Source organism: Chitinimonas sp. (assembly GCF_036568685.1).
GTDB lineage: Bacteria > Pseudomonadota > Gammaproteobacteria > Burkholderiales > Chitinimonadaceae > Chitinimonas.
Genome location: NZ_DATCSC010000124.1, coordinates 55,708 through 81,094, shown reverse-complemented (window position 1 = coordinate 81,094; position 25,387 = coordinate 55,708). Strand labels below are relative to the sequence as shown.

32 protein-coding genes are annotated in these 25,387 nt (G+C 63.7%); 20 read left to right on the top strand and 12 right to left on the bottom strand.

The annotated features are described in order from the left end of the window. The 10 genes from hisB (at window position 1) to tatC (ending at window position 5,535) form a co-directional block, all read left to right on the top strand. Window positions 1-594 carry an imidazoleglycerol-phosphate dehydratase HisB gene (hisB, locus tag VIM95_RS17505; RefSeq protein WP_331988287.1) on the top strand — a complete coding sequence of 198 codons (594 nt, stop codon included), beginning with the start codon at window positions 1-3 and terminating at the stop codon, window positions 592-594. Window positions 595-620: 26 nt separating this feature from the next. Further along, the gene (gene hisH, locus VIM95_RS17500; protein WP_331988285.1) at window positions 621-1,265 is read left to right on the top strand and encodes an imidazole glycerol phosphate synthase subunit HisH; all 645 of its coding nucleotides are present in this window, start codon (window positions 621-623) and stop codon (window positions 1,263-1,265) included. Between the two features lie 26 nt (window positions 1,266-1,291). Then, window positions 1,292-2,029 (top strand): 1-(5-phosphoribosyl)-5-[(5-phosphoribosylamino)methylideneamino]imidazole-4-carboxamide isomerase, encoded by a 738-nt coding sequence (gene hisA, locus VIM95_RS17495; protein WP_331988283.1) that lies wholly within the window; start codon window positions 1,292-1,294, stop codon window positions 2,027-2,029. Between the two features lie 84 nt (window positions 2,030-2,113). Then, a complete protein-coding gene (hisF, locus tag VIM95_RS17490; protein WP_331988281.1) occupies window positions 2,114-2,887 on the top strand; it encodes an imidazole glycerol phosphate synthase subunit HisF in 774 nt (257 codons plus the stop codon). Next, window positions 2,884-3,282 (top strand): phosphoribosyl-AMP cyclohydrolase, encoded by a 399-nt coding sequence (gene hisI, locus VIM95_RS17485; RefSeq protein WP_331988279.1) that lies wholly within the window; start codon window positions 2,884-2,886, stop codon window positions 3,280-3,282. Before hisF ends, hisI begins: the two co-directional genes overlap by 4 nt. 67 nt (window positions 3,283-3,349) lie before the next feature. Next, window positions 3,350-3,679 (top strand): phosphoribosyl-ATP diphosphatase, encoded by a 330-nt coding sequence (locus VIM95_RS17480; RefSeq protein WP_331988277.1) that lies wholly within the window; start codon window positions 3,350-3,352, stop codon window positions 3,677-3,679. Beyond that, entirely contained in the window at window positions 3,676-4,035 is a 360-nt protein-coding gene (locus tag VIM95_RS17475; RefSeq protein WP_331988275.1) for a histidine triad nucleotide-binding protein, read from the top strand. Before VIM95_RS17480 ends, VIM95_RS17475 begins: the two co-directional genes overlap by 4 nt. 94 nt (window positions 4,036-4,129) lie before the next feature. Then, complete coding sequence (gene tatA, locus VIM95_RS17470; RefSeq protein WP_331988273.1) at window positions 4,130-4,348, top strand: Sec-independent protein translocase subunit TatA; 219 nt, start codon at window positions 4,130-4,132, stop codon at window positions 4,346-4,348. A gap of 3 nt (window positions 4,349-4,351) precedes the next feature. Beyond that, entirely contained in the window at window positions 4,352-4,762 is a 411-nt protein-coding gene (gene tatB, locus VIM95_RS17465; RefSeq protein WP_331988271.1) for a Sec-independent protein translocase protein TatB, read from the top strand. Between the two features lie 17 nt (window positions 4,763-4,779). After that, complete coding sequence (gene tatC / locus VIM95_RS17460) at window positions 4,780-5,535, top strand: twin-arginine translocase subunit TatC (RefSeq protein WP_331988269.1); 756 nt, start codon at window positions 4,780-4,782, stop codon at window positions 5,533-5,535. A gap of 84 nt (window positions 5,536-5,619) precedes the next feature. Here tatC and VIM95_RS17455 read toward each other — a convergent pair whose 3' ends face one another. Beyond that, window positions 5,620-6,795 carry a Do family serine endopeptidase gene (locus VIM95_RS17455; RefSeq protein ID WP_331988267.1) on the bottom strand — a complete coding sequence of 392 codons (1,176 nt, stop codon included), beginning with the start codon at window positions 6,793-6,795 and terminating at the stop codon, window positions 5,620-5,622. A 91-nt stretch (window positions 6,796-6,886) separates the two neighbouring features. Here VIM95_RS17455 and VIM95_RS17450 point away from each other — a divergent pair, with 91 nt between their 5' ends. The 7 genes from VIM95_RS17450 (at window position 6,887) to VIM95_RS17420 (ending at window position 12,464) form a co-directional block, all read left to right on the top strand. Continuing rightward, the gene (locus VIM95_RS17450) at window positions 6,887-7,633 is read left to right on the top strand and encodes a Nif3-like dinuclear metal center hexameric protein (RefSeq protein WP_414648540.1); all 747 of its coding nucleotides are present in this window, start codon (window positions 6,887-6,889) and stop codon (window positions 7,631-7,633) included. A gap of 209 nt (window positions 7,634-7,842) precedes the next feature. Then, window positions 7,843-8,430: a ubiquinol-cytochrome c reductase iron-sulfur subunit gene (gene petA / locus VIM95_RS17445; protein ID WP_331988263.1), complete on the top strand. Its 588-nt coding sequence runs from the start codon at window positions 7,843-7,845 to the stop codon at window positions 8,428-8,430. Between the two features lie 14 nt (window positions 8,431-8,444). Further along, complete coding sequence (locus VIM95_RS17440; RefSeq protein ID WP_331988261.1) at window positions 8,445-9,800, top strand: cytochrome bc complex cytochrome b subunit; 1,356 nt, start codon at window positions 8,445-8,447, stop codon at window positions 9,798-9,800. Window positions 9,801-9,818: 18 nt separating this feature from the next. Continuing rightward, the gene (locus VIM95_RS17435) at window positions 9,819-10,634 is read left to right on the top strand and encodes a cytochrome c1 (RefSeq protein WP_331988259.1); all 816 of its coding nucleotides are present in this window, start codon (window positions 9,819-9,821) and stop codon (window positions 10,632-10,634) included. 334 nt (window positions 10,635-10,968) lie between these two features. Continuing rightward, on the top strand, window positions 10,969-11,574 hold the full coding sequence (locus VIM95_RS17430; protein WP_331988257.1) for a glutathione S-transferase N-terminal domain-containing protein: 606 nt from the start codon (window positions 10,969-10,971) through the stop codon (window positions 11,572-11,574). A gap of 58 nt (window positions 11,575-11,632) precedes the next feature. Beyond that, complete coding sequence (locus VIM95_RS17425) at window positions 11,633-12,127, top strand: ClpXP protease specificity-enhancing factor (protein ID WP_331988255.1); 495 nt, start codon at window positions 11,633-11,635, stop codon at window positions 12,125-12,127. A 7-nt stretch (window positions 12,128-12,134) separates the two neighbouring features. Continuing rightward, window positions 12,135-12,464 carry a multidrug efflux SMR transporter gene (locus VIM95_RS17420; RefSeq protein ID WP_331988253.1) on the top strand — a complete coding sequence of 110 codons (330 nt, stop codon included), beginning with the start codon at window positions 12,135-12,137 and terminating at the stop codon, window positions 12,462-12,464. Window positions 12,465-12,729: 265 nt separating this feature from the next. Here VIM95_RS17420 and VIM95_RS17415 read toward each other — a convergent pair whose 3' ends face one another. The 5 genes from VIM95_RS17415 to purM all read right to left on the bottom strand — a co-directional run bounded on the left by VIM95_RS17415 (window position 12,730) and on the right by purM (window position 17,671). Then, complete coding sequence (locus tag VIM95_RS17415) at window positions 12,730-13,986, bottom strand: RsmB/NOP family class I SAM-dependent RNA methyltransferase (protein WP_414648541.1); 1,257 nt, start codon at window positions 13,984-13,986, stop codon at window positions 12,730-12,732. A gap of 19 nt (window positions 13,987-14,005) precedes the next feature. After that, window positions 14,006-14,689: a DUF3108 domain-containing protein gene (locus tag VIM95_RS17410; RefSeq protein ID WP_331988249.1), complete on the bottom strand. Its 684-nt coding sequence runs from the start codon at window positions 14,687-14,689 to the stop codon at window positions 14,006-14,008. A 65-nt stretch (window positions 14,690-14,754) separates the two neighbouring features. After that, window positions 14,755-15,954, bottom strand: a complete 1,200-nt coding sequence (locus VIM95_RS17405) for a DUF3108 domain-containing protein (protein ID WP_331988247.1) — start codon at window positions 15,952-15,954, stop codon at window positions 14,755-14,757. A gap of 4 nt (window positions 15,955-15,958) precedes the next feature. Then, a complete protein-coding gene (gene purN / locus VIM95_RS17400) occupies window positions 15,959-16,555 on the bottom strand; it encodes a phosphoribosylglycinamide formyltransferase (RefSeq protein ID WP_331988245.1) in 597 nt (198 codons plus the stop codon). A gap of 81 nt (window positions 16,556-16,636) precedes the next feature. After that, on the bottom strand, window positions 16,637-17,671 hold the full coding sequence (gene purM / locus VIM95_RS17395) for a phosphoribosylformylglycinamidine cyclo-ligase (RefSeq protein ID WP_331988243.1): 1,035 nt from the start codon (window positions 17,669-17,671) through the stop codon (window positions 16,637-16,639). A gap of 123 nt (window positions 17,672-17,794) precedes the next feature. Between purM and VIM95_RS17390 the strand changes: the two genes are divergently transcribed. Both VIM95_RS17390 and hda read left to right on the top strand, forming a co-directional pair. Further along, complete coding sequence (locus VIM95_RS17390; protein ID WP_331988241.1) at window positions 17,795-18,865, top strand: AI-2E family transporter; 1,071 nt, start codon at window positions 17,795-17,797, stop codon at window positions 18,863-18,865. Further along, on the top strand, window positions 18,862-19,551 hold the full coding sequence (hda, locus tag VIM95_RS17385) for a DnaA regulatory inactivator Hda (RefSeq protein WP_331988239.1): 690 nt from the start codon (window positions 18,862-18,864) through the stop codon (window positions 19,549-19,551). Before VIM95_RS17390 ends, hda begins: the two co-directional genes overlap by 4 nt. 265 nt (window positions 19,552-19,816) lie before the next feature. On the opposite strand, the gene VIM95_RS17380 is transcribed toward hda, so the two are convergent. The 6 genes from VIM95_RS17380 to VIM95_RS17355 form a co-directional block, all read right to left on the bottom strand. After that, window positions 19,817-21,451: a hypothetical protein gene (locus tag VIM95_RS17380; RefSeq protein WP_331988237.1), complete on the bottom strand. Its 1,635-nt coding sequence runs from the start codon at window positions 21,449-21,451 to the stop codon at window positions 19,817-19,819. Between the two features lie 9 nt (window positions 21,452-21,460). After that, window positions 21,461-21,889 (bottom strand): HIT family protein, encoded by a 429-nt coding sequence (locus tag VIM95_RS17375; protein WP_331988235.1) that lies wholly within the window; start codon window positions 21,887-21,889, stop codon window positions 21,461-21,463. Window positions 21,890-22,022: 133 nt separating this feature from the next. Further along, window positions 22,023-22,610, bottom strand: coding sequence for a ubiquinone biosynthesis accessory factor UbiJ (locus VIM95_RS17370; protein ID WP_331988233.1), 588 nt, complete (start codon window positions 22,608-22,610; stop codon window positions 22,023-22,025). 8 nt (window positions 22,611-22,618) lie between these two features. Continuing rightward, the gene (locus tag VIM95_RS17365; protein ID WP_331988231.1) at window positions 22,619-23,239 is read right to left on the bottom strand and encodes an NYN domain-containing protein; all 621 of its coding nucleotides are present in this window, start codon (window positions 23,237-23,239) and stop codon (window positions 22,619-22,621) included. A 172-nt stretch (window positions 23,240-23,411) separates the two neighbouring features. After that, window positions 23,412-24,149 carry a bifunctional demethylmenaquinone methyltransferase/2-methoxy-6-polyprenyl-1,4-benzoquinol methylase UbiE gene (gene ubiE / locus VIM95_RS17360; RefSeq protein ID WP_331988229.1) on the bottom strand — a complete coding sequence of 246 codons (738 nt, stop codon included), beginning with the start codon at window positions 24,147-24,149 and terminating at the stop codon, window positions 23,412-23,414. Then, complete coding sequence (locus VIM95_RS17355; RefSeq protein WP_331988227.1) at window positions 24,146-24,517, bottom strand: DUF971 domain-containing protein; 372 nt, start codon at window positions 24,515-24,517, stop codon at window positions 24,146-24,148. Before VIM95_RS17355 ends, ubiE begins: the two co-directional genes overlap by 4 nt. A gap of 169 nt (window positions 24,518-24,686) precedes the next feature. Between VIM95_RS17355 and phoB the strand changes: the two genes are divergently transcribed. After that, window positions 24,687-25,373: a phosphate regulon transcriptional regulator PhoB gene (gene phoB, locus VIM95_RS17350; protein WP_331988225.1), complete on the top strand. Its 687-nt coding sequence runs from the start codon at window positions 24,687-24,689 to the stop codon at window positions 25,371-25,373. The last annotated feature ends 14 nt before the right edge of the window (window positions 25,374-25,387 follow it).

Genomic DNA, 25,387 nt, shown 5'->3' with positions numbered 1-25,387 from the left:
ATGCGCCAAGTCACCGTCACCCGCAACACGCTGGAAACCCAGATCACCGTCACGCTCAACCTCGACGGCAGCGGCCAGGGCCGCTTCGATACCGGCGTGCCCTTTCTGGAACACATGCTGGACCAGGTGGCCCGCCATGGCCTGGTGGACCTCGACATCGTCGCGAAGGGCGATCTGCATATCGACGCCCACCACACCGTAGAGGATATCGGCATCACCCTGGGCCAGGCGCTGGCCAAGGCCCTGGGCGACAAGAAGGGCATACGCCGCTACGGGCACGCCTACGTCCCGCTCGACGAGGCGCTCAGCCGGGTGGTGATCGACCTCTCCGGCCGGCCCGGTCTGAGCTATGGTGTGAGCTATACCCGCGCCAGCATCGGCCAGTTCGATGTGGACCTGTTCAGCGAGTTCTTCCATGGTTTTGTGAACCACGGCATGGTCACCTTGCATATCGACAACCTCAAGGGCGTGAACGCCCACCACCAGGCCGAGACCATCTTCAAGGCCTTTGGCCGTGCCTTGCGCATGGCGGTGGAGCTCGATGAGCGCGCCGCCGGCAGCATGCCCTCCACCAAGGGCACGCTGACTGCCTGAGCCGAACGGGAAGCGAGAACCAAACCATGAAAATCGCCGTCATCGACTACGGCATGGGCAATCTGCGCTCGGTCACGCATGCGCTGGAACACGTGGCCGAGGGCCATGAGGTCGTGCTCAGCAGCGACCCGGCGGTGATCGCCGCCGCCGACAAGGTGGTCTTCCCCGGCCAGGGGGCCATGCGCGATTGCATGCGCGAGGTGGATGAGCGTGGCCTGCGCCCGGTAGTGGAAGCCTGCGCGGCCGAGAAGCCCTTTCTGGGCATCTGCGTCGGAGCCCAGCTCTTGTTCGAGCGCAGCGAAGAGGGCGGCAACACGCCGGCCATCGGTGTGTTCGGCGGGGAGGTTCGCCGCTTTCCGGCCAGCGAGATGCACGATGCTGCCGGCAACAAGCTCAAGGTGCCACATATGGGTTGGAACGAGGTCTGGCAAAGCCGGCCCCATCCGCTCTGGCAGGGCATCGCCGATGGCGAGCGCTTCTACTTCGTGCACAGCTACTACTTGAACCCGGCCGACGCCACGCTGGAGGTGGGGCGCAGCGACTATCCCTTCCCCTTCACCGTGGCGGTGGCCCGCGCTAATATCTTCGCCACCCAGTTCCATCCAGAGAAAAGCCACGCCGCCGGCCTGCAATTGCTCAGGAATTTCGTCACCTGGGACGGCACGGTCTAACCCGTAACGCTAAGCAAACATCCATCATGCTCATCATTCCTGCCATCGACCTCAAGGATGGTCAGTGCGTACGCCTCCGTCAGGGCGAAATGGACTCCGCCGACGTGTTCGGCGACCCGGCCGAAATGGCCCGGCGCTGGCTCGACGCCGGTGCTCGCCGACTACACCTGGTGGACCTCAACGGTGCCTTTGCCGGCAAGCCGCGCAACCTCGATGCCGTTCGCGCCATCCTCGAGGTGGTGGGTAGCGAGATCCCCGTCCAGCTCGGCGGCGGCATACGCGACCTCGAAACCATAGAACAGTACCTCGAGGCCGGCCTGCGCTACGTCATCATCGGTACCGCCGCGGTCAAGACGCCAGGCTTTCTGCACGAGGCCTGCGACGCCTTCCCTGGCTCGGTCATCGTCGGCCTCGATGCCAAGGATGGCAAGGTGGCCATCGACGGCTGGAGCAAGATCACCGGCCACGATGTGGTCGATCTGGCCAAGCGCTTCGAGGACTACGGCGTGGAGTCGGTCATCTACACCGACATCGGCCGTGACGGCATGCTGAGCGGCGTAAATATCGAGGCCACCGTCAAACTGGCCCAGCAACTCACCGTGCCGGTGATTGCCTCCGGCGGTCTGACCAACCTTGATGACGTACAGCGCCTGTGTGCAGTCGAAAGCGAGGGCGTGGCGGGCGTGATTGCCGGGCGTTCGATCTACGAAGGCACGCTGGATTTTGCCCGCGCCCAGGCACTGGCGGACGAGCTCAACGGTTAAGCCGTCCGTTTCGCTTGGGACTTGAGAGGCCGGCGAAGGTGTTCCGCCGGCTGTTTGTACGATTTCTTGGATTGCCCTCTCGCCATGCCGCTCGCCAAACGCATCATCCCCTGTCTCGACGTGACCGACGGCCGCGTGGTCAAGGGCGTCAACTTTGTCGGCCTGCGCGATGCCGGTGATCCGGTGGAGATCGCCCGCCGCTATGACCAGCAGGGCGCCGATGAGCTGACCTTTCTGGACATTACCGCCAGTTCGGATAACCGCGACCTGATCCTGCACATCATCGAAGCCGTGGCTGAGCAGGTATTTATCCCGCTCACCGTCGGCGGTGGCGTGCGCAAGGTCGAGGATGTGCGGCGTCTGCTCAACGCCGGCGCAGACAAGGTAGGGATCAATACCACCGCCGTGACCAACCCGCAGGTGGTCGAGGACGCTGCCGGCTACTTTGGCTCGCAGGCCATCGTGGTGGCGATCGATGCCAAACGTGTGAGCGCCGCCGGTGAGCCCGCCCGCTGGGAGGTCTATACCCACGGCGGCCGCAATGCGACCGGGCTTGATGCCGTGCAATGGGCTTGCGAGATGCAGCGCCGCGGCGCCGGCGAGATCCTGCTGACCAGCATGGACCGTGACGGCACCCGTTCGGGCTTTGACCTTGCCTTGACCCGTGCGGTCAGTGACGCGGTGGATATTCCGGTGATTGCCTCGGGCGGCGTGGGCAAGCTGCAGGACCTGGCTGATGGCATACGCGAAGGCCATGCCGATGCGGTGTTGGCGGCCAGTATCTTCCACTTTGGGGACCATACCGTCGGGGAGGCCAAGGCATTGATGCGGGCGCAAGGCATAGAGGTGCGGCTATGAGCGGCTGGCTGGATGAAGTGCACTGGGATGCGCAGGGTCTGGTGACGGCCATCGCGCAGGATGCCGTGAGCCAGCGTGTGCTGATGGTGGCCTATATGAATCGCGAATCGCTGACCTTGACTGCCGAGACCGGCATCGCCCACTACTGGTCGCGCTCGCGCCAGAAGCTATGGAAGAAGGGCGAGGAGTCCGGTCACCTGCAGACAGTGCGTGAACTGCGGCTCGATTGCGATGGCGACGTGATCGTCATGCAGATCGAGCAGGCCGGCGGCATTGCCTGCCATACCGGCCGTGAGAGCTGCCTCTATCGGCGGCTGGAGGCCGGTCAGTGGGTGGTGACCGACCCGGTGCTGAAGGACCCGGCCCATATCTATACCCCGGGTGCTGGCGGCTAGGCCGCCAGACTTGTCACCCAACTGTCTTTTTCCGCGCCTATAATCGCCCGTCCTTTCGAGGCCCATCATGGTCAACCCCGACATCCTCTACCGTCTGGCCCAAACACTGGAAGCCCGCAAGGGCGCCGATCCGGAGAGCTCCTATACCGCCCGGCTGATGCACAAAGGTCGTGACGCCATCCTCAAGAAGGTGGGGGAGGAGGCGGTCGAGACCATCATGGCAGCCAAGGATGGCGACAGGCGGCACCTGGTCTATGAGGTGGCAGACCTGTGGTTTCACACCCTGGTGCTCTTGGCGCATGAGGGCCTGGGGCCGGACGACGTGCTGGCGGAACTGGCCAGGCGTGAAGGCATCTCAGGTATAGACGAGAAAAACGCACGCGGAGCAGCGACATGAGTGACAACTGCATCTTTTGCAAGATTGCGGCCGGACAGATTCCCTCGAACAAGGTCTACGAGGACGAGGAAGTGATTGCCTTTCACGACATCAACCCGATCGCCAACGTGCACTTCCTGATCGTGCCCAAGCTGCATGTTGAATCGCTGCTGAGTGCCGAGCCGCAACACCTGCCCATGCTGGGCAAGTTGCTGGCGCTGGCGCCCAAGCTCGCGCGCGAGCAGGGCTTGGGCGAGGGTTTCCGTACCATGATCAATACCGGCGCCAAGGGCGGCCAGTCGGTCTTCCACCTGCACCTGCACGTGTTTGGCGGCGGCGGCAAGGCCGAGAGCATGATGGCGCAGTTGATTCACTAACCGTTTTGGGGGATGCAGCCACCAGCGCTTGGTGGTACCGTCGCTCCCGTTTTTGCCTGACCGGCAAGCTATATCGCAGATTTGAGAGGGTTACATGGGTTCGTTCAGCATTTGGCACTGGCTGATTGTGTTGGTCATCGTGGTGCTGGTCTTCGGCACCAAGAAGCTGGGTAACGTCGGCAAGGACCTGGGTTCGGCCGTGAAGGGTTTCAAGGACGGCATGAAGGGCGAGGAAGAGCAGCCCAAGGCCGCCGAGAAGCAGGTCGAAGGCACCCGTGTTTTCGACAACGACGCGTCCAAGGACAAGCACTAAGCCGTGTTTGACTTCAGTTTCGGCGAATTGGCGGTCATCGGCGCCGTCGCGCTGGTAGTCATCGGCCCGGAGCGCCTGCCCGCGGTCGCGCGGACGGCTGGCGCCATGGTGGCGCGTCTCAAGCGTTACGTGGCCGGTGTGAAGGCAGATATCCAGCGCGAAGTGGAGCTGGAGAACCTGCGCCAGATCGAGGCTGAGATGAACGAAGCCGGGCGCTCGCTCAAACAGGACATTGTCGAGGGTATGGCACCGGTGGAAGAAAGCCTGCACGCGGCAGTCAGCGATACCCAGGCGGCCTTGAGCGAACCACCTACGCACAGCGTCTCGGTGGCCCAGCCCGCCAGCGACCAGCAGTTCGACCTGTTCGCGCCGCCGCCCGCACCGCAACCGCGGCCTGAACGAGACCGGCGCTAGCGCGCCGATAGGCTGACATGCAAGAAGACCTGCAACCCCTGATCGAACATTTGATCGAGCTGCGGTCCCGCCTGGTGCGGGCTTCGGCCGTTCTGCTGGTGGTGTTCCTGGCGCTGTTTCCCTGGTCCAAGGACCTCTATCACATCCTCGCGCTGCCCATGCTGCAGGCCATGAAGGCCGGCAGCCAGATGATCGCGACCGATGTGACCGCCACTTTCTTCGTGCCGCTCAAGGTCACGGCCATGGCGGCCTTTCTGATCACCTTGCCGCACACGCTCTACCAGGCCTGGGCCTTTGTGGCGCCGGGCTTGTACCAGCATGAAAAGCGGCTGGTGCTGCCCCTGATCGCGTCCAGCTTTTGCTTGTTCGCCATCGGCATGGCCTTCGCTTACTTCCTGGTCTTTCCGGTGGTATTCGGCTTTATGAATGCCGCGACCCCGGAGGGTGTGGCCATGATGACCGATATCGAGAAATACCTGGGCTTTGTGCTCGGCATGTTCCTCGCCTTTGGCGTGACCTTCGAGACGCCGGTGGTGGTGGTAGTGCTGGTGCGTATGGGCATCGTCTCGGTCGCCAAGCTGCGCGAGGCGCGTCCCTATGTGATCGTTGGCGCTTTCGTGATCGCCGCCATCGTCACGCCGCCCGACGTGCTGTCGCAGACCATGCTGGCCGTGCCCCTGTGGCTCTTGTATGAGCTGGGTGTGCTGGTCGCTGCCTGGATGACGTCGGGCAAGGCTGCGGCCGATGCCGAACCGAGCAGCACCGAGCAGTAAGCCTGGCCGGTCTGACCTGTAGATGTAAAAACGCCACCTCCTGGGTGGCGTTTTTTATCGCAGCCCCGACGGGTCGCGGTTGCGTCATTCCTCTTCCTGCTGCGGGATCTCGAAGCGCGGGCGCTTGCCGATCTTGACCTTGAACTCGATCGCCTTGCCATTGCGCAGCACCTTGATACGGGCCTCCTGGCCGGGCGGCTGGGCGGCGATCAGGTTGAGCATGCCGCTGAAGTCGGCCACCGGCTGGTCGTTCACTCCGACCAGTACATCTCCGGGCTTGACCCCGCCCTTTTCGGCCGGGCCACCGCGCACCACGCCGCTGATCAGCACGCCGTCGGCATTGCGCAGGTTGAAACTGGCGGCAAGCTCGGGGGTGAGATCCTGGGTATCCACGCCTATCCAGCCGCGGGTGACGGCGCCGTCCTTGATGATCTGCTCCATCACGTTCTTGACCATGCTGGCCGGGATGGCGAAGCCGATGCCGACGCTGCCGCTGGTTTGCGAATAGATGGCGCTGTTGATGCCGACCAGGTTGCCGGCGGTATCGACCAGCGCGCCGCCCGAGTTGCCGGGGTTGATGGCGGCGTCGGTCTGGATGAAGTTCTCGAAGGCCGGGTTGTTGATACCCAGGTTGCTGCGCCCCAGGGCCGAGACGATGCCCATGGTGACGGTCTGGCCGACGCCGAAGGGGTTGCCGATGGCGAGCACCACGTCACCCACGTTGAGCTTCTCGACCTGGCCGAAGGTGGCGGCCGGCAGCTTGTCGAGGCCGATCTTGATGACGGCGAGGTCGGTCTCCGGGTCGGTGCCGACCACCGTGGCCTCGGCGCTGCGGCCGTCCGAGAGGGCGACCTGGATCTCGTCGGCCGAGGCGACCACGTGGTTGTTGGTGACGATATAGCCCTGCGCCGAGACGATCACGCCCGAACCCAGGCTGGCGGTGCGCTGGCCTTCGCCATTGTCGATGCGATCACCGAAGAAGCGACGGAACAGGGGGTCATTGAGCAGCGGATGCGCCTTACGCTTGATCTGCTTGCTGGTGTAGATATTGACCACGCTGGGCATGGCGTGGCGCACCGCCTCTCGATAGCTGGTGCTGGCACCGCCTGCTGGGGCGGTGGCGGCGGGAGGTGCCTGGGTCAGCGTGACCACCTCGGCCACCTGCTTGGGTAGCCAGGCTGGTTTGAGCAAGGTCAAGAGGAACCACAGTGCCAGTCCGGCGGTGGTGGTTTGTGCGAAAATCAGCCAGAGTTTTTTCATGTTCCGCCGAAGGGCTATCCGTCGCCCTGGCGTCGTCCGAGCCTTGCCTGGCGGCGGTCCGGCGCATGACAAACGAATCAGGGCTGCTGCTATGTTATTGCGTGAATTGGAAAAGTATACCGGACAACTGCTACAGGTTGACCGCTACAAGGACTACGCCCCCAACGGTGTGCAGGTCGAAGGGCGGGCCGAAGTGGGCAGACTGTTGTGCGGCGTTACCGCCAGCGAGGCCTTGATCGACGTCGCCATCGCCTGGCGGGCCGATGCCATCGTGGTGCACCACGGCTACTTCTGGCGTAACGAGGATGTCCGCGTGGTGGGCGCCAAGCGGCAGCGCCTGGCCAAGCTGCTGGCGCACGATATCAGCCTGCTGGCCTATCACCTGCCGCTGGATGCCCACCCGGAACTGGGTAACAACGCTCAGCTGGCGCAGAGGCTGGAGCTGGTACTGGAGGAGCGGCTGGGCGAACAGCAGTTGCTGTCGGTCGGTCGCCCTGCCACGCCGTGTACCGTCGCCGAGCTCGCCGAGCGGGTAGCGCTGCAGCTGGGGCGGCGGCCGCTGGTGATCGGTGCGCCGGACCAGATCGTGGCGCGGGTAGGCTGGTGTACCGGCGGTGCGCAGGGCTATTTCCAACAGGCACTCGATGCCGGCTGCCAGCTCTATATCACTGGCGAGGCGTCGGAATCCAACTGCCATATGGCAGTGGAGTACGGCGCCGCCTTCATGGCGGCGGGTCACCATGCCACCGAGCGCTATGGCGTGCAGGCTCTGGGCCGGCATCTGGCCGAGCAGTTTGAGCTGGCGTGGCATTACGTTGAGCTGGATAACCCGATCTGATCCGGGCCGGCGCCAAAGCGCGTCAGCCGGTGCCTCGATTGGATTTGGTAACAGGCGCTATCTCCTATTCCGGCAAAGGCTTATCCAAGCTGGGGGAATGCGTTAAAATCGACTAGTTTAGGTTTTGCACGGCATCGGTATCGGCGACGCCGGGCTGAGCCGATGGTAATCACCACAATCTTAAAAAGTCAGAAAGTCAGGGACTGGGTATGACGAATCAAGTGGACAACAGCAAGCGGCGCTTCCTGACGCTCGCGACTGGCGCGGTGGGTGGCGTGGCCGTGGTCGGGGTTGCAACCCCCCTCATCGCCAGCTTCTTCCCCTCCGAGCGCGCCAAGGCTGCGGGCGCACCGGTCGAGGTGGACATCAGCAAGCTCGAGCCCGGTCAGAAGATCGACGTCGAATGGCGCGGCAAGCCGGTATGGCTGGTCAACCGTACCAAGGAGATGGTCGACAATATGGCCAAGATCGAGGGCAAGCTGGTCGATCCGACCTCGGACGCCAGCGATCAGCCCGACTACGCGCACAACAAGCTGCGTTCGCGCGCCGAGCACGCCAATCTGTGGATCGCCCTGGGCGTTTGTACCCACCTGGGTTGTTCGCCGACCTACCGTCCTGACCTCGCCCCGGCCGACCTGGGCCCGGAATGGGTGGGTGGCTTCTACTGCCCCTGCCACGGTTCCAAGTTCGACCTGGCCGGCCGCGTCTACTCGGGCGTACCTGCGCCCAAGAACCTGGTCATCCCGCCCTATAAATACCTCAGCGCCACCTCGGTGCTGATCGGCGAAGACAAATAAGAGGGAAGACAGACATGAGCAAGCTGCAAGCCCTGACGAAGTCGGTATTGGGTTGGGTCGATGACCGCTTCCCGGTCACTTCGACCTACAAAGAGCATTTGTCCGAGTACTACGCACCGAAGAACTTCAACTTCTGGTACTACTTCGGCTCGCTGGCCCTCTTGGTGCTGGTGATACAGATCGTCACCGGCATCTTCCTGACGATGAACTACAAGCCGGACGGTTCGCTGATCCCCGGCACCAACGTCTCGGTCGCCTTCACCTCGGTCGAATACATCATGCGTGATGTGGCCGGTGGCTGGATCATCCGCTACATGCACTCGACCGGCGCCTCGATGTTCTTCGTGGTGGTCTATCTGCACATGTTCCGCGGTCTCGTCTACGGCTCCTACAAGCAGCCGCGCGAGCTGATCTGGATCTTCGGCATGCTGATCTTCCTGTGCCTGATGGCCGAAGCCTTCCTGGGCTATCTGCTGCCTTGGGGCCAGATGTCCTTCTGGGGCGCACAGGTGATCGTGAACCTGTTCAGCTCGATCCCGGTGATCGGTCCTGACCTGTCGGTATGGATCCGTGGTGACTTCGTGGTGTCCGACGCGACCCTGAACCGCTTCTTTGCCCTGCACGTGATCGCCGTGCCGCTGGTGCTGCTGGCCCTGGTGGTCGCTCACCTGGTGGCGCTGCACGAAGTCGGTTCCAACAACCCCGACGGCGTCGAGATCAAGAAGCACAAGGATCCGAAGACCGGCTTCCCGATCGATGGCATCCCCTTCCACCCCTACTACACCGTCAAGGATATCTTCGGTGTGGCCGTGTTCCTGGCCGTGTTCAGCTATGTGCTGTTCTTCGTGCCGGAAATGGGCGGCTTCTTCCTGGAGCACCCGAACTTTGACCCGGCTGATCCGCTGAAGACCCCGCCGCACATTGCACCGGTCTGGTACTTCACCCCCTTCTACGCCATCCTGCGCGCGATCCCGTCCTTCTTGGGTACCCAGGTCTGGGGTGTGATCGGCATGGGTGCCGCAGTGGTGATCATCGCCTTCCTGCCTTGGCTCGACCGTAGCCCGATCAAGTCGATCCGCTACCGCGGCACCAAGTTCAAGGTTGCGCTGGTGCTGTTCCTGATCGCCTTCATCGGTCTGGGTATCCTGGGCGCCAAGCCCTCGACCAACACCCGTACCGTGTTTGCGCAGATCTTCAGCTTCATCTACTTCGGCTTCTTCATCGCCATGCCGTTCTATACCAAGAACGATGCCGGTAGCGTGCCGGTTCCGGAGCGCACCACCGAGACCAACACCCAGCGTCAGCTGGCCTTCCTGGCCTACGTCGGCATTGCGGTTGTAGGTGCCTTCGTGTTTGGCAAGCTGGTCTGATCAAGGGAGAAGAACAAGATGAAAAACAAGATCGCTCAGATTCTCGCTGCCTGCTCCTTGCTGCTGCCGCTGGCAGCCCAGGCCAATACCGAGGTTGCACTCGACAAGGCGCCGCTGGACGTGCGCAATGCCGAGTCGGTACAGCGTGGCGCCAAGCTGTTCGTGAACTACTGTCTGTCCTGCCACGGCGCGAGCTCCTTGCGCTTTAACCGGCTGCAGGACCTCGGTCTGTCCGAGCAGCAGATCAAAGATAACCTGATGTTCACCACCGAGAAGATCGGCGAACCGATGCGCGTGGCCATGCAGGCCAAGGACGGCAAGGTGTGGTTTGGCGCTACCCCGCCCGACCTGACCCTGGTGGCCCGCTCGCGCGGTGCGGATTGGCTCTACACCTATCTGCGTAGCTTCTACCGTGACCCGAGCCGTCCGACCGGCTGGAACAATGCCGTGTTCGACAAGGTTGGCATGCCGCACGTGCTGTGGCAGCTGCAGGGTGACCAGGAGCTGCAAGTGGTCGAAGGCAAGGTCGAAGCCAAGGGCGCCGTGACCCGCTCCTGGGAAACCGAAGAGCATGTGGATGGCAAGACCAAGGTCGAGACCCATCAGCTGGTGCTGGCCAAGCCAGGTCAGCTGACCCGTCTGGCCGATGGCAAGGCCAACACCTTCGACTACGACAACAAGGTGGCCGACCTGACCAACTTCCTGGTCTGGATGGGCGAACCGGCCCAGGTCACCCGCGAGCGTATCGGCTACGGTGTGATGCTGTTCCTGTTGTTCCTGCTGGTGCCCATGACCTACTTCCTGAAGAAGGAATACTGGAGCGATGTGCATTAACAGGCCCAGCGCGTGAGGAGGGCCGGGGCGTCTGCGCTCCGCCCGGCAGAGCCGGGCGCTTGGGTGCGGTGGCGAATCAACGATTGTTTCGCTGATTTATTCCTGCTCCCCCCGCCCTCGCCGCCGCGAGGGAGCCTCGCTGGAGCTCGTCAGCGTGGTTTGTGACGGCGGTGAATTGCGCTGAATTTGCTTGGTTTGTAAGAAAAACGGAAGGCGTTGCCTTCCGTTTTTCTTTTCATAATCATGCACTTATGCTGCTTTTCTGGCTTTTGTCCTAGTCAAAATGCTAAAATTGCGCATTTAGACGATAGTCGTTGATGGAGATCCCCGCCTTATGATGACCCTGTACTCCGGCACTTCCTGCCCCTTCAGCCACCGCTGCCGTATTGTTCTGTTCGAAAAGGGCATGGACTTCCAGATCGTTGACGTGGATATCCACAACAAGCCGGAAGACCTGGCCGTGATGAACCCGTACAACGAAGTGCCGGTGCTGGTTGAGCGTGACCTGTGCCTGTACGAATCGAACATCATCAATGAGTACATCGATGAGCGCTTCCCGCATCCGCAGCTGATGCCGGCTGACCCCATCATGCGCGGCCGTGCCCGCCTGATGCTGTTCAACTTCGAGCGCGAGCTGTTCGTGCACGTGCGTACCCTGGAGAACAGCGCCTCCAGCAAGAAGGATCTGGAAAAGGCCCGTACCACCATCCGTGACAATCTGGGCCAGATCGCCCCGCTGTTCGCCAAGCAGAAGTACATGCTGGGTGAAGAATTCTCCATGCTGGACGTGGCCATCGCACCGCTGCTGTGGCGCCTCGAGCACTACGGCGTGGAAGTCTCCAAGCCCATGGCGCCTATCCTGAAGTACGCCGAACGTCTGTTCGGTCGTCAGGCTTTCATCGATTCGATGACGCCGAACGAAAAGGCCATGCGCAAGTAAGCAGCAAGCAAGTGGGGCGGCCTGTGCCGCCCCTGGTTCCCCTGTCAGCCCGAGCCCGATGAAACCTGTCCCGATCAAGCCCTACCTGATGCGCGCCATCCACGAATGGTGTTCCGACCACGGCTATACCCCTTATCTGGTGGTCGCGGTACGCGACAAGATGCAGGTGCCGATGGAGTTCGTGAAGAATGGCGAGATCACGCTCAATGTGAGCTACAACGCCACCCGCAACCTGCAGCTGCGGGACGACTATGTGCACTTCTCGGCCCGCTTCAACGGCGTTTCGCGCGATATTGTGGTGCCGGTCGGCGCCGTGGTGTCACTGTTCGCTCGCGAGACTGGCGAAGGCATGGCCTGGGAGCCGGACTTCACTGAACCGGAACAGGGCGAGGACGAGTCGGTCGTGTCGCTACGTCCTGTCTCGGCGCCGGCCGAGCTGGTCGAGGTCAAGCCGCTGGAATCGACCGAAAGTCCGGCCAGCGAGCCGGGCGACGATGAGAAGCCGCCCACTCCACCGGCCGGCGGTCGCAGCCATTTGCGGGTGGTGAAGTAAGCGCGGCATGCCGTGGCTCTATCTGCTCATTGCCATCCTGGCCGAGGTCGCCGCTACCTCGGCGCTCAAGCTGTCTGAAGGCTTTTCCCGCCCTTGGCCGTCACTGGTGGTGGTCGCGGGCTACGGCGTGGCCTTCTACTTCCTGTCGCTGACCCTGCGCAGCATTCCGGTAGGTATTGCCTACGCGGTCTGGTCTGGTGTGGGGGTGGTGCTGATCGCCAGCATCGGTTGGCTTTGGTTTGGTCAGAAGCTGGATCTGCCAGCCATCCTGGGTATGGGGTTGATTGTGGCCGGGGTACTGGTACTCAATCTTTGCTCGCGGACATCCGGGCACTGAGTCTTTTCGCATGAGCAACAAAAAAGCGCGTCAACGACGCGCTTTTTTGTTGCCCGAGCCCCGGTGGTGTAAAGAGCGCAACCTGGTGAGCGTGGCGAGGTTCGCCGCCGGCGAAGTGGCTGCCAGAGTTCTTGGCGCCTGGGCGAGCGAAGTCGTTGCCACCTTCTGGTGGCTTACTACTTCGGCCTCCCCTTTGCGGGGATAGTCCCGGGCGCCTGCGCCAAGGTTGCCTCCCGCTACTGTTTGGAAAGCAAGGTAGGCTCGCTCACGCGTTGCGGGTCAGGACCGCAGCGAAGAAGCCATCGGTGCCATGGATCTGCGGCTGCAACTGCAGATAGGCGCCGGTATCGAGCTCCACCTTCTGCTCAGCCAACACTTCATTGGCCGGTACCAGGCTGAAGTTGGGGTGGCTGGCCAGGAAGGCTTCGACGATGCCCTGGTTCTCGCGTGGCAGGATGCTGCAGGTGGCGTAGACCAGCCGGCCGCCGACCTTCACCAGCCGGGCGGCAGAGGCGAGGATGGCGGTCTGCTTGGCATTAAGCTCGTCCACGCTGGCCGTGCTCTGGCGGAATTTGAGGTCGGGGTTGCGGCGCAGGGTGCCCATGCCGGAGCAGGGGGCATCCACCAGCACCCGGTCCAGCTTGCCGGCCAGGCGTTTGACGCGCGCGTCGTTCTCGCTCTCGATGCGCTGCGGCTGAACGTTGGAAAGACCGGAGCGGGCCAGCCGTGGCTTGAGGTTGGCCAAGCGCTTCTCGGATACATCAAAGGCATAGAGACGGCCGCTGGAGGCCATCAGCATGCCCAGCAGCAGGGTCTTGCCACCGGCGCCGGCACAGAAGTCGGCCACCATCTCGCCGCGACGTGGCGCGACCAAGAGGCCCAGCAACTGGCTGCCCTCGTCCTGTACCTCGACCACGCCCTCGGTGAACAGGGTGTGGCGGTTGATGGCGGGCTTGCCGGCGAGGCGGATGCCGAAGGGCGAGTAGGGCGTGGGGGTGTATTCATAGCCCAGCGCCGCGAGTTCGGTCTGTACGGCGTCGCGCTTCATCTTCTGCAGGTTCACCCGCAGGTCCAGCGGTGCCGGCTGCGAAAGGCCGCGGCCCAGTGCCAGGATGGCTTCGTCGGCCATGCCGCTGGCGGACAGCTCGGCAGCCACCCATTCTGGCAGCTCGGCGCGCTCGGCCAGGGTCAGGGTGTCGAGCTTGAAGGCCTTCACGGTCGAGAGGAACTGGCGCTCATCTTCGCGCGAGACGATGGGCTCGAACTCGCGCAGATTGCGGCCGCCACGGGCCAGCCAGGCCAGCAGCATGCGGCGCGGATTGGTGTCCGGCGCGCAGATACGGTCCAGCATGAACTTCTGCCGCAGCACACCAAACACCGCCTCGGCGATGAAGTGTCGGTTCTGGCTGCCGAGTTTGGGATTCTCGCGGAAATAGCGCGACAACACGGCGTCGGCCGGGGCGCTGAAGGACAGCGCGGCGCGCAGGGCCTCCAAGGCGGCGTGGAATTGTTCCTGGTTCAGTGGCGGCATGGTGTGAATCTTATTCCTGTTGATATTCGATGCTCTTGGCGACCAGCAGCTGCTCGCCCTTGTCGTCGTGGCGCACGATCTTGACCGGCAGGCCACCGTATTCGGGGGCCAGCCAGATCTCAGAGCCTTCCTCCACATCCTGGGTGCGCCAGATGCGGGTCGGCGTGTTCTTACCCATCAGGCTGATGCTACCGGCCTCAGCCTGCACCAGCTTGTCCTGCCTGAGCTTGCGACCGGTGACGATCTGCAGGCTGGCATTGGGCTTCTTGCCCAACCAGGCAAGCTGGAAGGGCAGGGTGTTGTAGTCCTGGGCACCGGCTTCGAGCTTGCCGCTCTGCGGGCTCTCCGGCGCGCCATAGCTGACCTGGTGGCTGCCCCAGTCAAAGCGGGCCTGCTGGCGCGGGCTGTCGCCCTTGCCGCGGAACTCGGCGTAGTCGGCAGGCTTGAGGCCGCCATCGGTGACTTCGCCGTTGCTGAGGTAGCGGATCTTGGGGCCGAAGATAGGGGTGACCTCGGTCTCCAGGCGGTAGTGTTGCTTGTCGAGTACCCACTGTTGTACCGCCTCGCCCACCGGCAGGCCGCTCAGGCTGGCCTGGTAGACGATACGGGCGCGGACGGGCAGGCCGGCGGCTTCCGCGGCAGGCAGGGTGGCGGCCAGCAAGGTGGCAGCGGCAAGAAAGGGTTTGAGGCTCATGGTGTAGGCTCCCGGCTTGATCATAGCTCTCAGGCTAGCGCGTGTTCACTGAAGCGGCCCTGAACTCAGCGGTCGCGGTTGACGCGCTCGGCGCGTTTGAGTGTGGTCTTGCCGTCCAGCGCCACCTGCACGGCCACCAGGTCTATGGTCTGCTCGCCATCCTGGTAGCGGATGCGTACCGGCAGGTTGTGCCAATCCGGCGCCAGGTAGAACTCGAAGCGACGCTTGTCATGCGCACCGGCCAGGACCAGGGTGTTGACCTTCTGGCCGGACAGTACCAATTCCGCCTCGCCCTTGAGCTCGAAGCCGACCTGGTAGCTGTTGCGGCCGGTCACCACCTGCATATTGAAGGTTGGCAGCCGGTTGCCCTGCAGGGCGAACTGGTAGGCGGCCGAGAACAGGTCCTGCGCGCCTTCCTCCAGGGCAAACTCCTTCTGTTGGCCGGGTTCGCCTGCCAGCACCTTGTGCGCATCCCAGTTGAAATCCACCTCGTACTTGGGCTGTAGCTTCTGGTCGCGGTACTCGACAAAGCGGTGCGGCCTGAGCCCGCTGCTGCTGACCTCGCCTTCGGTCTGCATGTCGAAGGCCTTGCCGAACAGGCTGCCCTGGGTGCGGATACGGTACTGCTTGCCCTCCAGCCGCCAGCGGTGCTCGGCCAGAACCAGGCCCTTCACGATGTAGCTGATGTCGATGCTGCGCGGAAAGCTGTTGTCCACCGTGACCTTGGCCGGCCTGGATGTGCTGGGGGCGGGCTCTGCAGCTGTTGCCGTCGTGACGGCTGACGGAGGCTGCACGGGGGCGGCGGGTTCGACCGTCGGCGCTGCCGGCTTGCTACTGTCGGCACTGGCTGGCAATTCGCCGGCTTGTTGCTTGGGGTCCGGTTTGGGCGGAGTGGCCGCTGCTGCTGCCTGGGTCAGGGCGCTAACGTCGGGCGTCGCGCCTGGCTTGGGCTGCGGTGCTGCCGTCGGCTTGATGGTGGGGTGGCTTGCTTGTGCTGGCCGCGAACCGCCAGCGCTGGCAGGTCGACCCAGTCGTACGGTCAGGTGGTCAGCCGGCGTCACCCCTGCCAGACGGCCGGGGCCTTCGGGCTCGGTATCCAGCGCCTGTCCTAGCAGCTTGCGTTTGGCCGGCTGGATCAGCGGGGTCTCATCCATGCCATCGCTTTCCAGCCATAGCAGCAGCGGCTCGCCCAGGGTGGCTGCGAGGTGCAGCAAGAGGGAGAGCAGCAGGGCGAACAGAAGGCGCGGTGAGGCCCAGGCCCGCATGGGGTCAGTCGGCTCCGCGCACGCGCAGGCCGTCTATCTGCAGCCGGTCCTCGACAAAGGCGCGCACGGCAGCGGGATAGAGCTGATGTTCGGCCGCCAGCACCCGCTCGGCGAGCGTGGCCTCGGTATCGTCATCCAGCACCGGTACGGCGGCCTGGGCAACGATAGGACCGTGATCCAGCTCGGCGGTGACGAAGTGGACGGTGCAGCCCGCCAGTTTGCAGCCGGCCTCGATGGCCCGCCGATGGGTGTGCATGCCGGTGAAGGCAGGCAGCAGGGACGGATGGATATTGAACATCCGACCGGCGTAGTGCTCGGTGAAGCCGGCGCTGAGAATGCGCATAAAACCAGCCAGGACCAGCAGGTCGGGGGCGTAGGCATCAATGCGGGCGGCAAGCGCAGCATCGAAGGCTTCGCGACTGTCATAGGCCTTGTGGTCCAACGCCTCGGTGGCAATGCCGCGTTCGGCTGCCCAGGCAAGGCCGGCGGCGTCGGGCCGGTTGGATAATACGGCGGCGATGCGTGCGCCCGGTATGGCGGCCTCTACGATGGCCTGCATATTGGAGCCACGGCCGGAGATCAGGATGACGATATTCTTCATGGTTCTACCAAAGACAAAGGGGGCGGGCCGAGGTTCGGACCCGCAGGCCCGCTCCCCAACCCTCCCCCTGTCGGGCCTTTATCAGGCTACCTGGGTCTGGTGCTCGTCGCCCTGGCGCTCGCGGATGGCGCCGATGCGGTAGACGGTCTCGCCCTCGCCCTTGAGCGAGGCGATGGCCTGCTCGGCGTGCTCGGCGGCAACGATGACCACCATGCCGATACCGCAGTTGAAGGTACGGTACATCTCCTGGGTCTCGACATTGCCCTGGGCCTGCAGCCACTGGAACAGCTTGGGCAGCGCCCAGCTCTTGGCATCGATCTGGGCCACGGTATTGGCCGGCAGTACGCGCGGCACGTTCTCGGTGATGCCGCCGCCAGTGATATGGGCCATGCCCTTGACCGGCAGCTCGGCCATCAGCTTGAGCAGTGGCTTCACATAGAGGCGGGTCGGTGCCATCACCACGTCGGCCAGCGAGCGGCCACCGTCGAACGGCGCGGTGTAGTCGGCTTCGGTGAGATGCAGGATCTTGCGGATCAGCGAGTAACCATTGGAGTGGGCGCCGTTGGAGGCCAGGCCCAGTACCACGTCTCCGGCCTTGATGGTCTCGCCGGTGATGATCTTGCTCTTTTCCACCACGCCGACAGCAAAGCCGGCCAGATCGTATTCACCGACCGGGTACATGCCCGGCATCTCGGCGGTCTCGCCACCGATCAGGGCGCAGCCGGACTGCTCGCAACCGGCGGCGATGCCCTTGATCACTTCGGTGGCGCTGGTCACGTCCAGCTTGCCGCAGGCGAAGTAGTCGAGGAAGAACAGCGGCTCGGCGCCCTGTACCAGAATATCGTTGACGCTCATGGCCACGAGGTCGATGCCGACGGTATCGTGGCGGTTCAGCTCGAAGGCCAGCTTGAGCTTGGTACCCACGCCGTCTGTGCCGGATACCAGTACCGGCTCCTTGTACTTCTTGCTGATCTCGACCAGGCCGCCGAAACCGCCGATGCCACTCAGGACTTCCGGACGCATGGTGCGCTTGGCAAAAGGCTTGATGTTCTCGACCAACTGGTCGCCGGCGTCGATATCGACACCCGCATCGCGGTAGGAAAGGCTCTGGCTCATGATGGCTCGCTAACGAAAACCGGCGCGGTGGCGCCGGCGGTACGGTTACAATGCGGCGCTGTAATGCCCGCAATGTTTGCGGGTACAACGTAAGCACCGGAATTCGTACACATTTTACCCGAAATGAGACGCTCCCGCCCGATCAAACCGCTCTGGCAGCGATATTGGCCCCTGGCTCTGGGCCTGCTGGCCCTGGCCGTGCTCTATCTGCTGACGCCGGTGCTGGCACCGTTCGCGACCGCGGCGGTGCTGGCCTATATCCTGCAACCGCTGGTCGAGTACCTGGTGGTCCGGCGCTGGCCGCGTGCCGCGGCGGTCAGCGTGGTGCTGCTGAGCCTGGTCTTGCTGCTGGGGACTCTGGTGCTGGTGATCGTGCCCCTGTTCGTGCAGCAGTTGCGAGGCCTCCTCGGCTACCTGCCCGAGCTGCTGGGCTGGCTGCGCGACCATGCCGCACCCTGGTTGTCGCAGCGCCTGGGGGTGGACCTGACGCTGGATATGGATCATCTCAAGACCTGGCTGGCCGACCATGGCGACGAGGCAGGGCAGGCGCTCAAGGCGCTGCTGCCCTCGCTGACCTCGGGCGGTCTGGCCATACTCGGCTTTTTGACCAATCTGGTGCTGCTGCCCCTGGTGTTGTTCTATTTCCTGCGTGACTGGCCGCAATTCCTGGCCCGCCTCGACGAGCTGGTGCCGCGCGGCTGGCAGGCCACTACCCGGCAATTGGCTGGCGAGGTCGACGAGGTGCTGGGGCAATTCCTGCGTGGCCAGCTTTCAGTCATCCTGATCATGGCCCTCTTCTACAGCCTCGGCTTGTGGCTGACCGGTCTGAAGTCGGCGCTACCCATCGGCATCGTTGCCGGCATGCTGGTGTTCGTACCCTATCTGGGTGTGATTGTCGGCGTGTTGCTGGCCACCCTGACCGCTGCGCTGCAGTTCCAGAGCCTGGGCGGCATCGTGCCGGTCTGGGGGGTGTTCCTGCTGGGCCAACTGGTGGAAGGCTTCTACGTCACGCCGCGGCTCGTCGGTGAGCGCATCGGCCTGCATCCGGTCGCCGTGGTGTTTGCCCTGCTCGCATTTGGCCAACTATTCGGTTTTGTCGGCGTGCTGCTGGCCTTGCCGCTGTCTGCCGCCCTCCTGGTCGGCCTGCGGCATATGCGCAGTCGTTACTTCGCCAGCAGCCTGTACCGCCGATGAAGCAGCTTGCGCTAGACCTGCAGCTGCCCGAACCGTGCAGCTTCGATGACTATCTGATCGGCCCCAATATGGAGGCCTATCTGGCCTTGCAGGCACTGGCCGATGGCGGCGGCAGCGAGGGCTGCGTCTACCTCTGGGGGGGCGCCGGTGCCGGCAAGACCCATCTGCTCAAGGCCACGGTGCAACGTGCCATGGTCAATGGCCTGTATGCCCATTACTGGGACGCGGCGACCACCCCGCTGGATGAGCTGGCGCACGGTTATGAGCTCTTGGCAGTGGACCATGTGGACGGCCTCGACGAGGAGGGTCAGATACGCCTCTTTGGCCTGATCAATGCCCAACGCGAGGCGGGCAGGATGATACTCACTGCCGGCCGGCTCCCGCCGGCCCGCCAGTTGTTGCGCGAGGACCTCACGACCCGGCTGGGTTGGGGCCTGGTATTCGAGATCGGCGAGGCCGATGACGAGGACAAGGCCGCCCTGCTGCAGCACCGTGCCAGGGCGCGCGGCTGCGTGGTGGACGAGACTGTCTGCCGCTGGCTGGTCACCCACCACAGCCGTGATCTTGGCGCCCTGACGCGCCTCCTGGACCAGCTGGACCACGCCGCCCTCGCCGCCGGCCGCCCCCTGACCCTCCCCTTTGTACGCGAAACCCTGCGCGAACAGACACCACCCTCCGTCGCGTAGTGTTTCGGGCGGAAGCAGGTGTCTTTGCCCATTACCCCAATTCATCGCATGTCTCCCGTTGGCCATGGCGCTATGCCATGACACAAACGGTCATCTGAGAAACTGACGAGCGTCAGCGAGGTTCCCCGCCGACGGGCGGGGCGGAGGGGTAGGGACTAAATCAAGGGTAGGCCCAGCCGTTCGGCTGCCACAAAAGACAAGCGCCCGGGTCTCCCGGGCGCCTGTGCTGATGCATAAGGTGCTGCGACGCAAATTGCCACGGGGCCTACAAATCCCCCTGAAACGCCACCCGCTCATAGTCCTGCCCGCGCTCGAGCAGCTGATCCAGCCTGACCTTCTTGACCTGACCGTCGACATGCACCTCGATGATGCGGCCTGCCTTGTACCAGGTCAGCGGCAGCAAGAGGCTCTGCAACGCCTGCAGCGCCGGCATATTGGGCAGCAGCAGGGCCTGGGTGAAACGGTTGGAAAAGGTATTGAGCCCAGTGGCGCGGACCGAGATCGCACGTGGCATGCCCGGCAGGATGCGGACCCCCATGGCGATCTCGCCCTGGCTGCCCTCCAGCAGCCAGCGCACCATGCCAGCCACATAGGCCTGGCCCTTGCGGGGTTGTACCGCCACTAGTTGGCCATGCATAAAACGGCTGCCCGGTTGGCTGCGTTCCAGGCGGAAGCCCAGCGCGCTTTCATTCTCTACCCGCCACTCTTCCAGCTCTGGCGTCTCGCCACCGGCGTCCTTGCCGGGTGTATTGCCGGCCAAATGGGTGGCCTGACCGCCGAACAGCTGGAAGTCGGCGATGGCACGGCCGCGTACCTCGGTCGGCTCCGCAGGCTGGGCAAAGCGTTCGCCGCCGACGGCATAGTGCACCGCCACCAGCCCTAGGCCCACCTGCACCATATTGTCCGGATCCTTGGCCACGCGTCGCGGCATGCCGCGTTCCACCGGGGTGTCACACCATTCCTGGTAGAGCGCTATCAGGTGGTTCTCTACGCTGGCCGCGGCGTACTCCTCTCCCAGGCCCAGTTGGGCGGGCGATTCGCCGGCGCGCAGGTATTTGATGCGTTTCTTGATGCTCTTGGCGATCGGGTCGATATCCAGGTAGCGCCAGCTGTCGTCTCCGCTGCCGGGCTCATGGCGGCGCAGCTCGCCAGGGGCGGACAGATCCAGCGCCAACAGGCTGCGATCATTCTCCTGCGGCACGTCACCGAGGATATTGGCTTGGTTGGACCAGCGATCCAGCAGTCGGTCGGTCCACAGGATCTGCCGTACCGGCATGGCGCTCGGGTTGGCGGCGGACAGCAGCAGCGCCTGCAGGAAGGCCGCCTGGCAGGAGGACAGCTCGGTCTGCTTGTTGAGGCTGTCCTTGACGATCTTGGTGCCGACGTCCTGTTGCTGGGCGATCTCGTACAAGGCGTACAGGTCAGCCCAGCGTGCATCCGGCACGGCGCGGTAGGCCAGGTGATGCTCGCGGATGGCCAGTGCGGCATAGCGCAGGGCGCGTTGACCGGCCAAGGCCTTATGGTCGGCGACGGTGACGTCGCCGCGGATGGCGGCCTGCCAGCAGTGCCGGTAGCCGACGCTCATGGCCAGCCAGAGCTGCAGGTCGGCCTGCCAGACATTGTCTTCGCTGAGTGCCAGCGGGAAAGGCTTGCCGAAGTAGCGCTTGGCATTCTCCTCCTGCAGCATGGCCACCGGCTCGCGCAGGAGTTCCAACATCTTCAGCCGTTCGATCGGCAACACTGGGCTGACGTTGAGGCGTGCCAGGCTGTCGAGGATCTCGCCGTGCGCCTGGCGCACGTTGATCATCGGCACCAGCTTGAGCCAGTCCTTGAAACCTCGCGCGTCGGCGAATTCCATCGGCAGCGAGGGGTCCATCGGCGGTAGTTCGAGAGCGTGCATGCTGTGGGCCTATTTCAGGGATTCCAGCATCAACAGGCGGGATGCCAGCAGAGCCTTTAGCCGGTTGAGGTCCAGTTCGCGGCGGATCTGCTCGCGCTGCGGCACTGCCCAGATCGGCGCCGGGAAGTGGGGGTCATCGCGCCAGCGCGGAATGACGTGCCAATGTAGGTGCGGCACCACGTTGCCCAGGCTGGCGAGGTTGATCTTGTCTGGCTGCACGGTCTCGCGCAGCACTTCTTCGATTGCCCAGACGGCGTTCATCAGCGCGTTGCGCTCCTCTGGCGGCAGTTCGGTCATTTCAGCCGCATGGCGATTGAGGATGACCCGGCAGAAGCCCGGGTAGCCGGGTTCATCCACCATGACCACGCGGTAGAGGGCGGACTGCCAGAGCAGTTCGCCGCCAGGGCCGGCACACAGGGGGCAGGAAGCAGTCGTCATGTCAGGTGCAAAGCCGATCGGTAAGCATTTTCACGTTCGGCAGCCTCGCCTGCTCCGAGCTAGGGTACGGGTGCGGGGTATGCCAAGTGTATTACGTTGGCATTGTGCGGCCGGGGCGATTTGCTGACAAGGGTCAGGGCGCGCCCGCGCTGCTGCCGTTGCCGGTGGCGAGCTGACGGGCGAGGCGTTTTTCCAGCCGGGCGACGTCGTCGCGCAGCCGGTCCACTTCGTTGACGAACTGGTTCAGCGAGGGGCGTGCTACCAGGAGGTGCGCTTCATCCTGGGCATATTCGGTGGCGGTTTCGGCCAGATTGCGCAAGAACTGGCGTGGGTCGCCCAGCCAGCGACGGGCGGTTCCGGCCAAACGATGGGCGGGGATGTCGCCCAGGAGGCGGGCAAGGTCGGCCTCGACGTCCCAGTCCAGCGCCTGCAGGACCCGGCCCAAGGTGGCGGCCAGTTGGCTGTCGCCGTCTATCTGTAATTCCCGCTCGGCGGTCGGATCGCGCAGCAGCAGCCTGGGCAGCAGCGCGACGGGGATGTGGAGAGTGACGTCCGGTACTTTGCTGCTGGCTGGCTGCAGCAGGCCGTTCTCGCCGATGCTGAACTGCAGGCTGCGTGGCGGCAACTGCAGCTTGGCAGTGCGGCCTGCATGGCGGCGCAGCTCGGCCCGTAGGTCCGAGCGCTGTGCCAGCAGGTGGTTGATGACAGCCCGTCGCAACATGGCGTGGTTCAGACTGCCGGCTCTTCGCCGTAGCGGTCGTTGCCCTCGCGCCAGCGGTCCACAAAGCGCAGCTTGCTCTTCACCGGATCGGTATCGACCTCAATGATGCGCCGCGCATAGGGGCGCAGCACGTCGGCGATGCTGTTGAGCGAGCCGATCAGGTAGAGGTCGACATTCTCATACTCGACCAGGTTTTGCACCGGCTCGTGGAAGTCCCCGTCGCCAGCGAACAGGGCGAGCTTGGTCCACTTGCGCTTATGGAAGGAGCGGGTCATGTGATAGACCAGGCCCACGTCCACTGCCTTCTGGGTGGTGATCTCGTAGTTGATGTGCGGCTGCTCGGGGTGCACTACCGGGCCGCCGCCCAGGTGGTTGGGCCAGAACAGCTGCTTTTTCTGCAGCCAGTAGTTCTTGACCCGCAGGCCCGGGCCCTTGGGATAGGGGAAGGAGAGTGCGTTGTGCAGCTTGGAGGACATGGCCTGGTTGTCGTCGGCATTGAAGAAGTAGCCTTCGTCCACCGTATCGCCCAGTTCTTCCTCGATCAGCTTGCGCAGTTCCAGATAATTGATTTTTTCACGGCCGAACGCCTTGTAGGCGTAGGCACCATCGATGAACAAGCCAATGCTCATTGGAGAACATCCTTAAACCACTGCAATAAACCAGGTTATGTTGATCGGCCTGTATTCCACCTCCGGCCGTTTACCGCCCGCGGATTCAGGTCCGCTTCATTGCTCAGTCTAGGCACAGGCCAGCCCCAGCGCCGCAGCAACCGCCACGCGGCAAGGCCGGGCTGCTGTGCCGCTACAGCTTGTAACCCTTGTGCAGGGCAACTACCCCCGCGGTCAGGTTGAAATAGTCCACCTTGCCAAAGCCGACCTCGCGCATCATCTGCGCCAGCTCTTCCTGGCCGGGGTGCATACGGATCGATTCGGCCAGGTACTGGTAGCTTGCGGCGTCGCCGGCGACCAGTTCGCCCATCTTCGGTAGCAGCTTGAAGGAGTAGAGGTCGTAGAGCGGTGCCAGCGGCTTGGCCACTTTGGAGAATTCCAGTACCAGCAGGCGGCCACCGGGCTTGAGCACGCGGCGCATCTCGGCCAGGGCTCCGTCCTTGTGGGTCATGTTGCGCAGGCCGAAGGCCACGGTCACGCAATCGAAGTAGTTGTCCGGGAAGGGCAGCTTTTCGGCATCGCACTGCGCCACCGGGTTGAGAAAGCCCTTGTCCAGCAGCCGGTCGCGGCCGACGGTCAGCATGGAGCTGTTGATGTCGGTCAGCCAGACCTGGCCGCTCTTGCCCACCCGCTTGAGGAAGGCCAGCGACAAGTCACCGGTACCGCCGGCGATGTCCAGCACGCGGCTACCCTCGCGCACGCCGCTCTGCGCAATGGTGAAGGCCTTCCAGATCCGGTGCAGGCCGCCCGACATCAGGTCGTTCATCACGTCGTACTTCTTGGCGACCGAATGGAAGACCTCGGCGACCTTCTGGGCCTTTTGCGATTCGGCGACGTTCTGGTAGCCAAAGTGGGTGGTGTTTTCGCTCATGAGTCTCTCGACAAGCCGAGTGCGGCCAGCCTTTGCAGGTAGTCGTTCCAGTTGGCCGCCTGGTTGCGGCCCAGTTCATACAGCGTATCCCAGCCATACAGCCCGCTGTTGTGCCCGTCATCAAACACCAGCTTGACCGCGTAGTGCCCCACGGGTTCGATCGCCGTGATGTTCACCGCCTGCTTGCCGGGTACGGTCTGCATGGGTCCGCCGTGGCCCCTGACCTCGGCCGAGGGGCTGTAGACGCGCAGGTATTCGCACGGCAGCTTGAAGCGCGCGCCATCGTCGAAGGCCACTTCGAGCAGGCGGCTGGCCGCGTGCAGGGTCAATTCGGTGGGAATGGGGGAGTCGGGTTGCAGACCAGCCATGGAGGGTGGGGATAGCGTGAATAGCCAATGATACCGCGACCTGACGGCTTGCGGCGAACGTCGACCGGGCGCGCCGCGCCGAGGGATGCATAAACTTGTAATATTTCGGTCATGCTGATTACTTAAGCTCGCAACAAATTTTTAAGCGAAAGCCAGCTGAGTCCCCACCATGCCCGCCAATATCCTGCTTGTAGAAGACGAACCCGCCATCCAGGAGCTGATTGCCTTCAACCTGCAACAGGCAGGCCACCACGTGCTGCGTGCCGACTCGGCCGAGGCCGGTCTCTCGTTGGTCAAGAACGCCCTGCCGGACCTGATCCTGCTCGACTGGATGCTGCCCGGCATGAGCGGCATCGAGTTTGCCAAGAAGATACGCAGCGATGAGCGAACCCGCGCGGTGCCGGTGATCATGCTGACCGCGCGCTCAGAGGAAACCGACAAGATCATGGGTCTGGAGACCGGGGCCGATGACTACATCACCAAGCCCTTCAGCCCGCGTGAGTTGCAGGCTCGCATCAAGGCGGTGCTGCGCCGCCGCGCACCGCAGATGACCGACGACCTGGTCGAGGTCAAGGGGCTGTCGCTGGACCCCTCGACCCACCGGGTGGCGGGTAACGGTTCCGGCATAGACCTCGGGCCGACCGAGTTCCGTCTGCTACATTTCTTCATGACGCACCCCGAGCGGGTCCACTCGCGGGCCCAACTGCTCGATCACGTCTGGGGTGACCATGTGTTCGTCGAAGAGCGGACAGTGGACGTACATATCCGCCGTCTGCGCTCGGCGCTGGAACCGACCGGCCATGACGCGCTGATCCAGACTGTGCGCGGCACCGGCTACCGGCTTTCGGCGCTGTAACAGCGGCGCAATCG

Excerpts from the sequence above, each read along its gene's own strand:
- VIM95_RS17380 (WP_331988237.1), bottom strand. The coding sequence starts at position 21,451 with ATGCACGCTCTCGAACTACCGCCGATGGACCCCTCGCTGCCGATGGAA.
- tatC (WP_331988269.1), top strand. The coding sequence starts at position 4,780 with ATGCAAGAAGACCTGCAACCCCTGATCGAACATTTGATCGAGCTGCGG.
- VIM95_RS17390 (WP_331988241.1), top strand. The coding sequence starts at position 17,795 with ATGAGACGCTCCCGCCCGATCAAACCGCTCTGGCAGCGATATTGGCCC.
- VIM95_RS17480 (WP_331988277.1), top strand. The coding sequence starts at position 3,350 with ATGGTCAACCCCGACATCCTCTACCGTCTGGCCCAAACACTGGAAGCC.
- petA (WP_331988263.1), top strand. The coding sequence starts at position 7,843 with ATGACGAATCAAGTGGACAACAGCAAGCGGCGCTTCCTGACGCTCGCG.
- purM (WP_331988243.1), bottom strand. The coding sequence starts at position 17,671 with ATGAGCCAGAGCCTTTCCTACCGCGATGCGGGTGTCGATATCGACGCC.
- VIM95_RS17405 (WP_331988247.1), bottom strand. The coding sequence starts at position 15,954 with ATGCGGGCCTGGGCCTCACCGCGCCTTCTGTTCGCCCTGCTGCTCTCC.
- VIM95_RS17365 (WP_331988231.1), bottom strand. The coding sequence starts at position 23,239 with ATGAGCATTGGCTTGTTCATCGATGGTGCCTACGCCTACAAGGCGTTC.
- VIM95_RS17410 (WP_331988249.1), bottom strand. The coding sequence starts at position 14,689 with ATGAGCCTCAAACCCTTTCTTGCCGCTGCCACCTTGCTGGCCGCCACC.
- hisA (WP_331988283.1), top strand. The coding sequence starts at position 1,292 with ATGCTCATCATTCCTGCCATCGACCTCAAGGATGGTCAGTGCGTACGC.
- hisH (WP_331988285.1), top strand. The coding sequence starts at position 621 with ATGAAAATCGCCGTCATCGACTACGGCATGGGCAATCTGCGCTCGGTC.
- tatA (WP_331988273.1), top strand. The coding sequence starts at position 4,130 with ATGGGTTCGTTCAGCATTTGGCACTGGCTGATTGTGTTGGTCATCGTG.
- VIM95_RS17370 (WP_331988233.1), bottom strand. The coding sequence starts at position 22,610 with ATGTTGCGACGGGCTGTCATCAACCACCTGCTGGCACAGCGCTCGGAC.
- VIM95_RS17475 (WP_331988275.1), top strand. The coding sequence starts at position 3,676 with ATGAGTGACAACTGCATCTTTTGCAAGATTGCGGCCGGACAGATTCCC.
- hisI (WP_331988279.1), top strand. The coding sequence starts at position 2,884 with ATGAGCGGCTGGCTGGATGAAGTGCACTGGGATGCGCAGGGTCTGGTG.
- VIM95_RS17355 (WP_331988227.1), bottom strand. The coding sequence starts at position 24,517 with ATGGCTGGTCTGCAACCCGACTCCCCCATTCCCACCGAATTGACCCTG.
- phoB (WP_331988225.1), top strand. The coding sequence starts at position 24,687 with ATGCCCGCCAATATCCTGCTTGTAGAAGACGAACCCGCCATCCAGGAG.
- purN (WP_331988245.1), bottom strand. The coding sequence starts at position 16,555 with ATGAAGAATATCGTCATCCTGATCTCCGGCCGTGGCTCCAATATGCAG.
- hda (WP_331988239.1), top strand. The coding sequence starts at position 18,862 with ATGAAGCAGCTTGCGCTAGACCTGCAGCTGCCCGAACCGTGCAGCTTC.
- VIM95_RS17375 (WP_331988235.1), bottom strand. The coding sequence starts at position 21,889 with ATGACGACTGCTTCCTGCCCCCTGTGTGCCGGCCCTGGCGGCGAACTG.
- VIM95_RS17455 (WP_331988267.1), bottom strand. The coding sequence starts at position 6,795 with ATGAAAAAACTCTGGCTGATTTTCGCACAAACCACCACCGCCGGACTG.
- VIM95_RS17425 (WP_331988255.1), top strand. The coding sequence starts at position 11,633 with ATGAAACCTGTCCCGATCAAGCCCTACCTGATGCGCGCCATCCACGAA.
- VIM95_RS17440 (WP_331988261.1), top strand. The coding sequence starts at position 8,445 with ATGAGCAAGCTGCAAGCCCTGACGAAGTCGGTATTGGGTTGGGTCGAT.
- hisB (WP_331988287.1), top strand. The coding sequence starts at position 1 with ATGCGCCAAGTCACCGTCACCCGCAACACGCTGGAAACCCAGATCACC.
- VIM95_RS17450 (WP_414648540.1), top strand. The coding sequence starts at position 6,887 with ATGTTATTGCGTGAATTGGAAAAGTATACCGGACAACTGCTACAGGTT.
- hisF (WP_331988281.1), top strand. The coding sequence starts at position 2,114 with ATGCCGCTCGCCAAACGCATCATCCCCTGTCTCGACGTGACCGACGGC.
- VIM95_RS17420 (WP_331988253.1), top strand. The coding sequence starts at position 12,135 with ATGCCGTGGCTCTATCTGCTCATTGCCATCCTGGCCGAGGTCGCCGCT.
- ubiE (WP_331988229.1), bottom strand. The coding sequence starts at position 24,149 with ATGAGCGAAAACACCACCCACTTTGGCTACCAGAACGTCGCCGAATCG.
- VIM95_RS17430 (WP_331988257.1), top strand. The coding sequence starts at position 10,969 with ATGATGACCCTGTACTCCGGCACTTCCTGCCCCTTCAGCCACCGCTGC.
- VIM95_RS17435 (WP_331988259.1), top strand. The coding sequence starts at position 9,819 with ATGAAAAACAAGATCGCTCAGATTCTCGCTGCCTGCTCCTTGCTGCTG.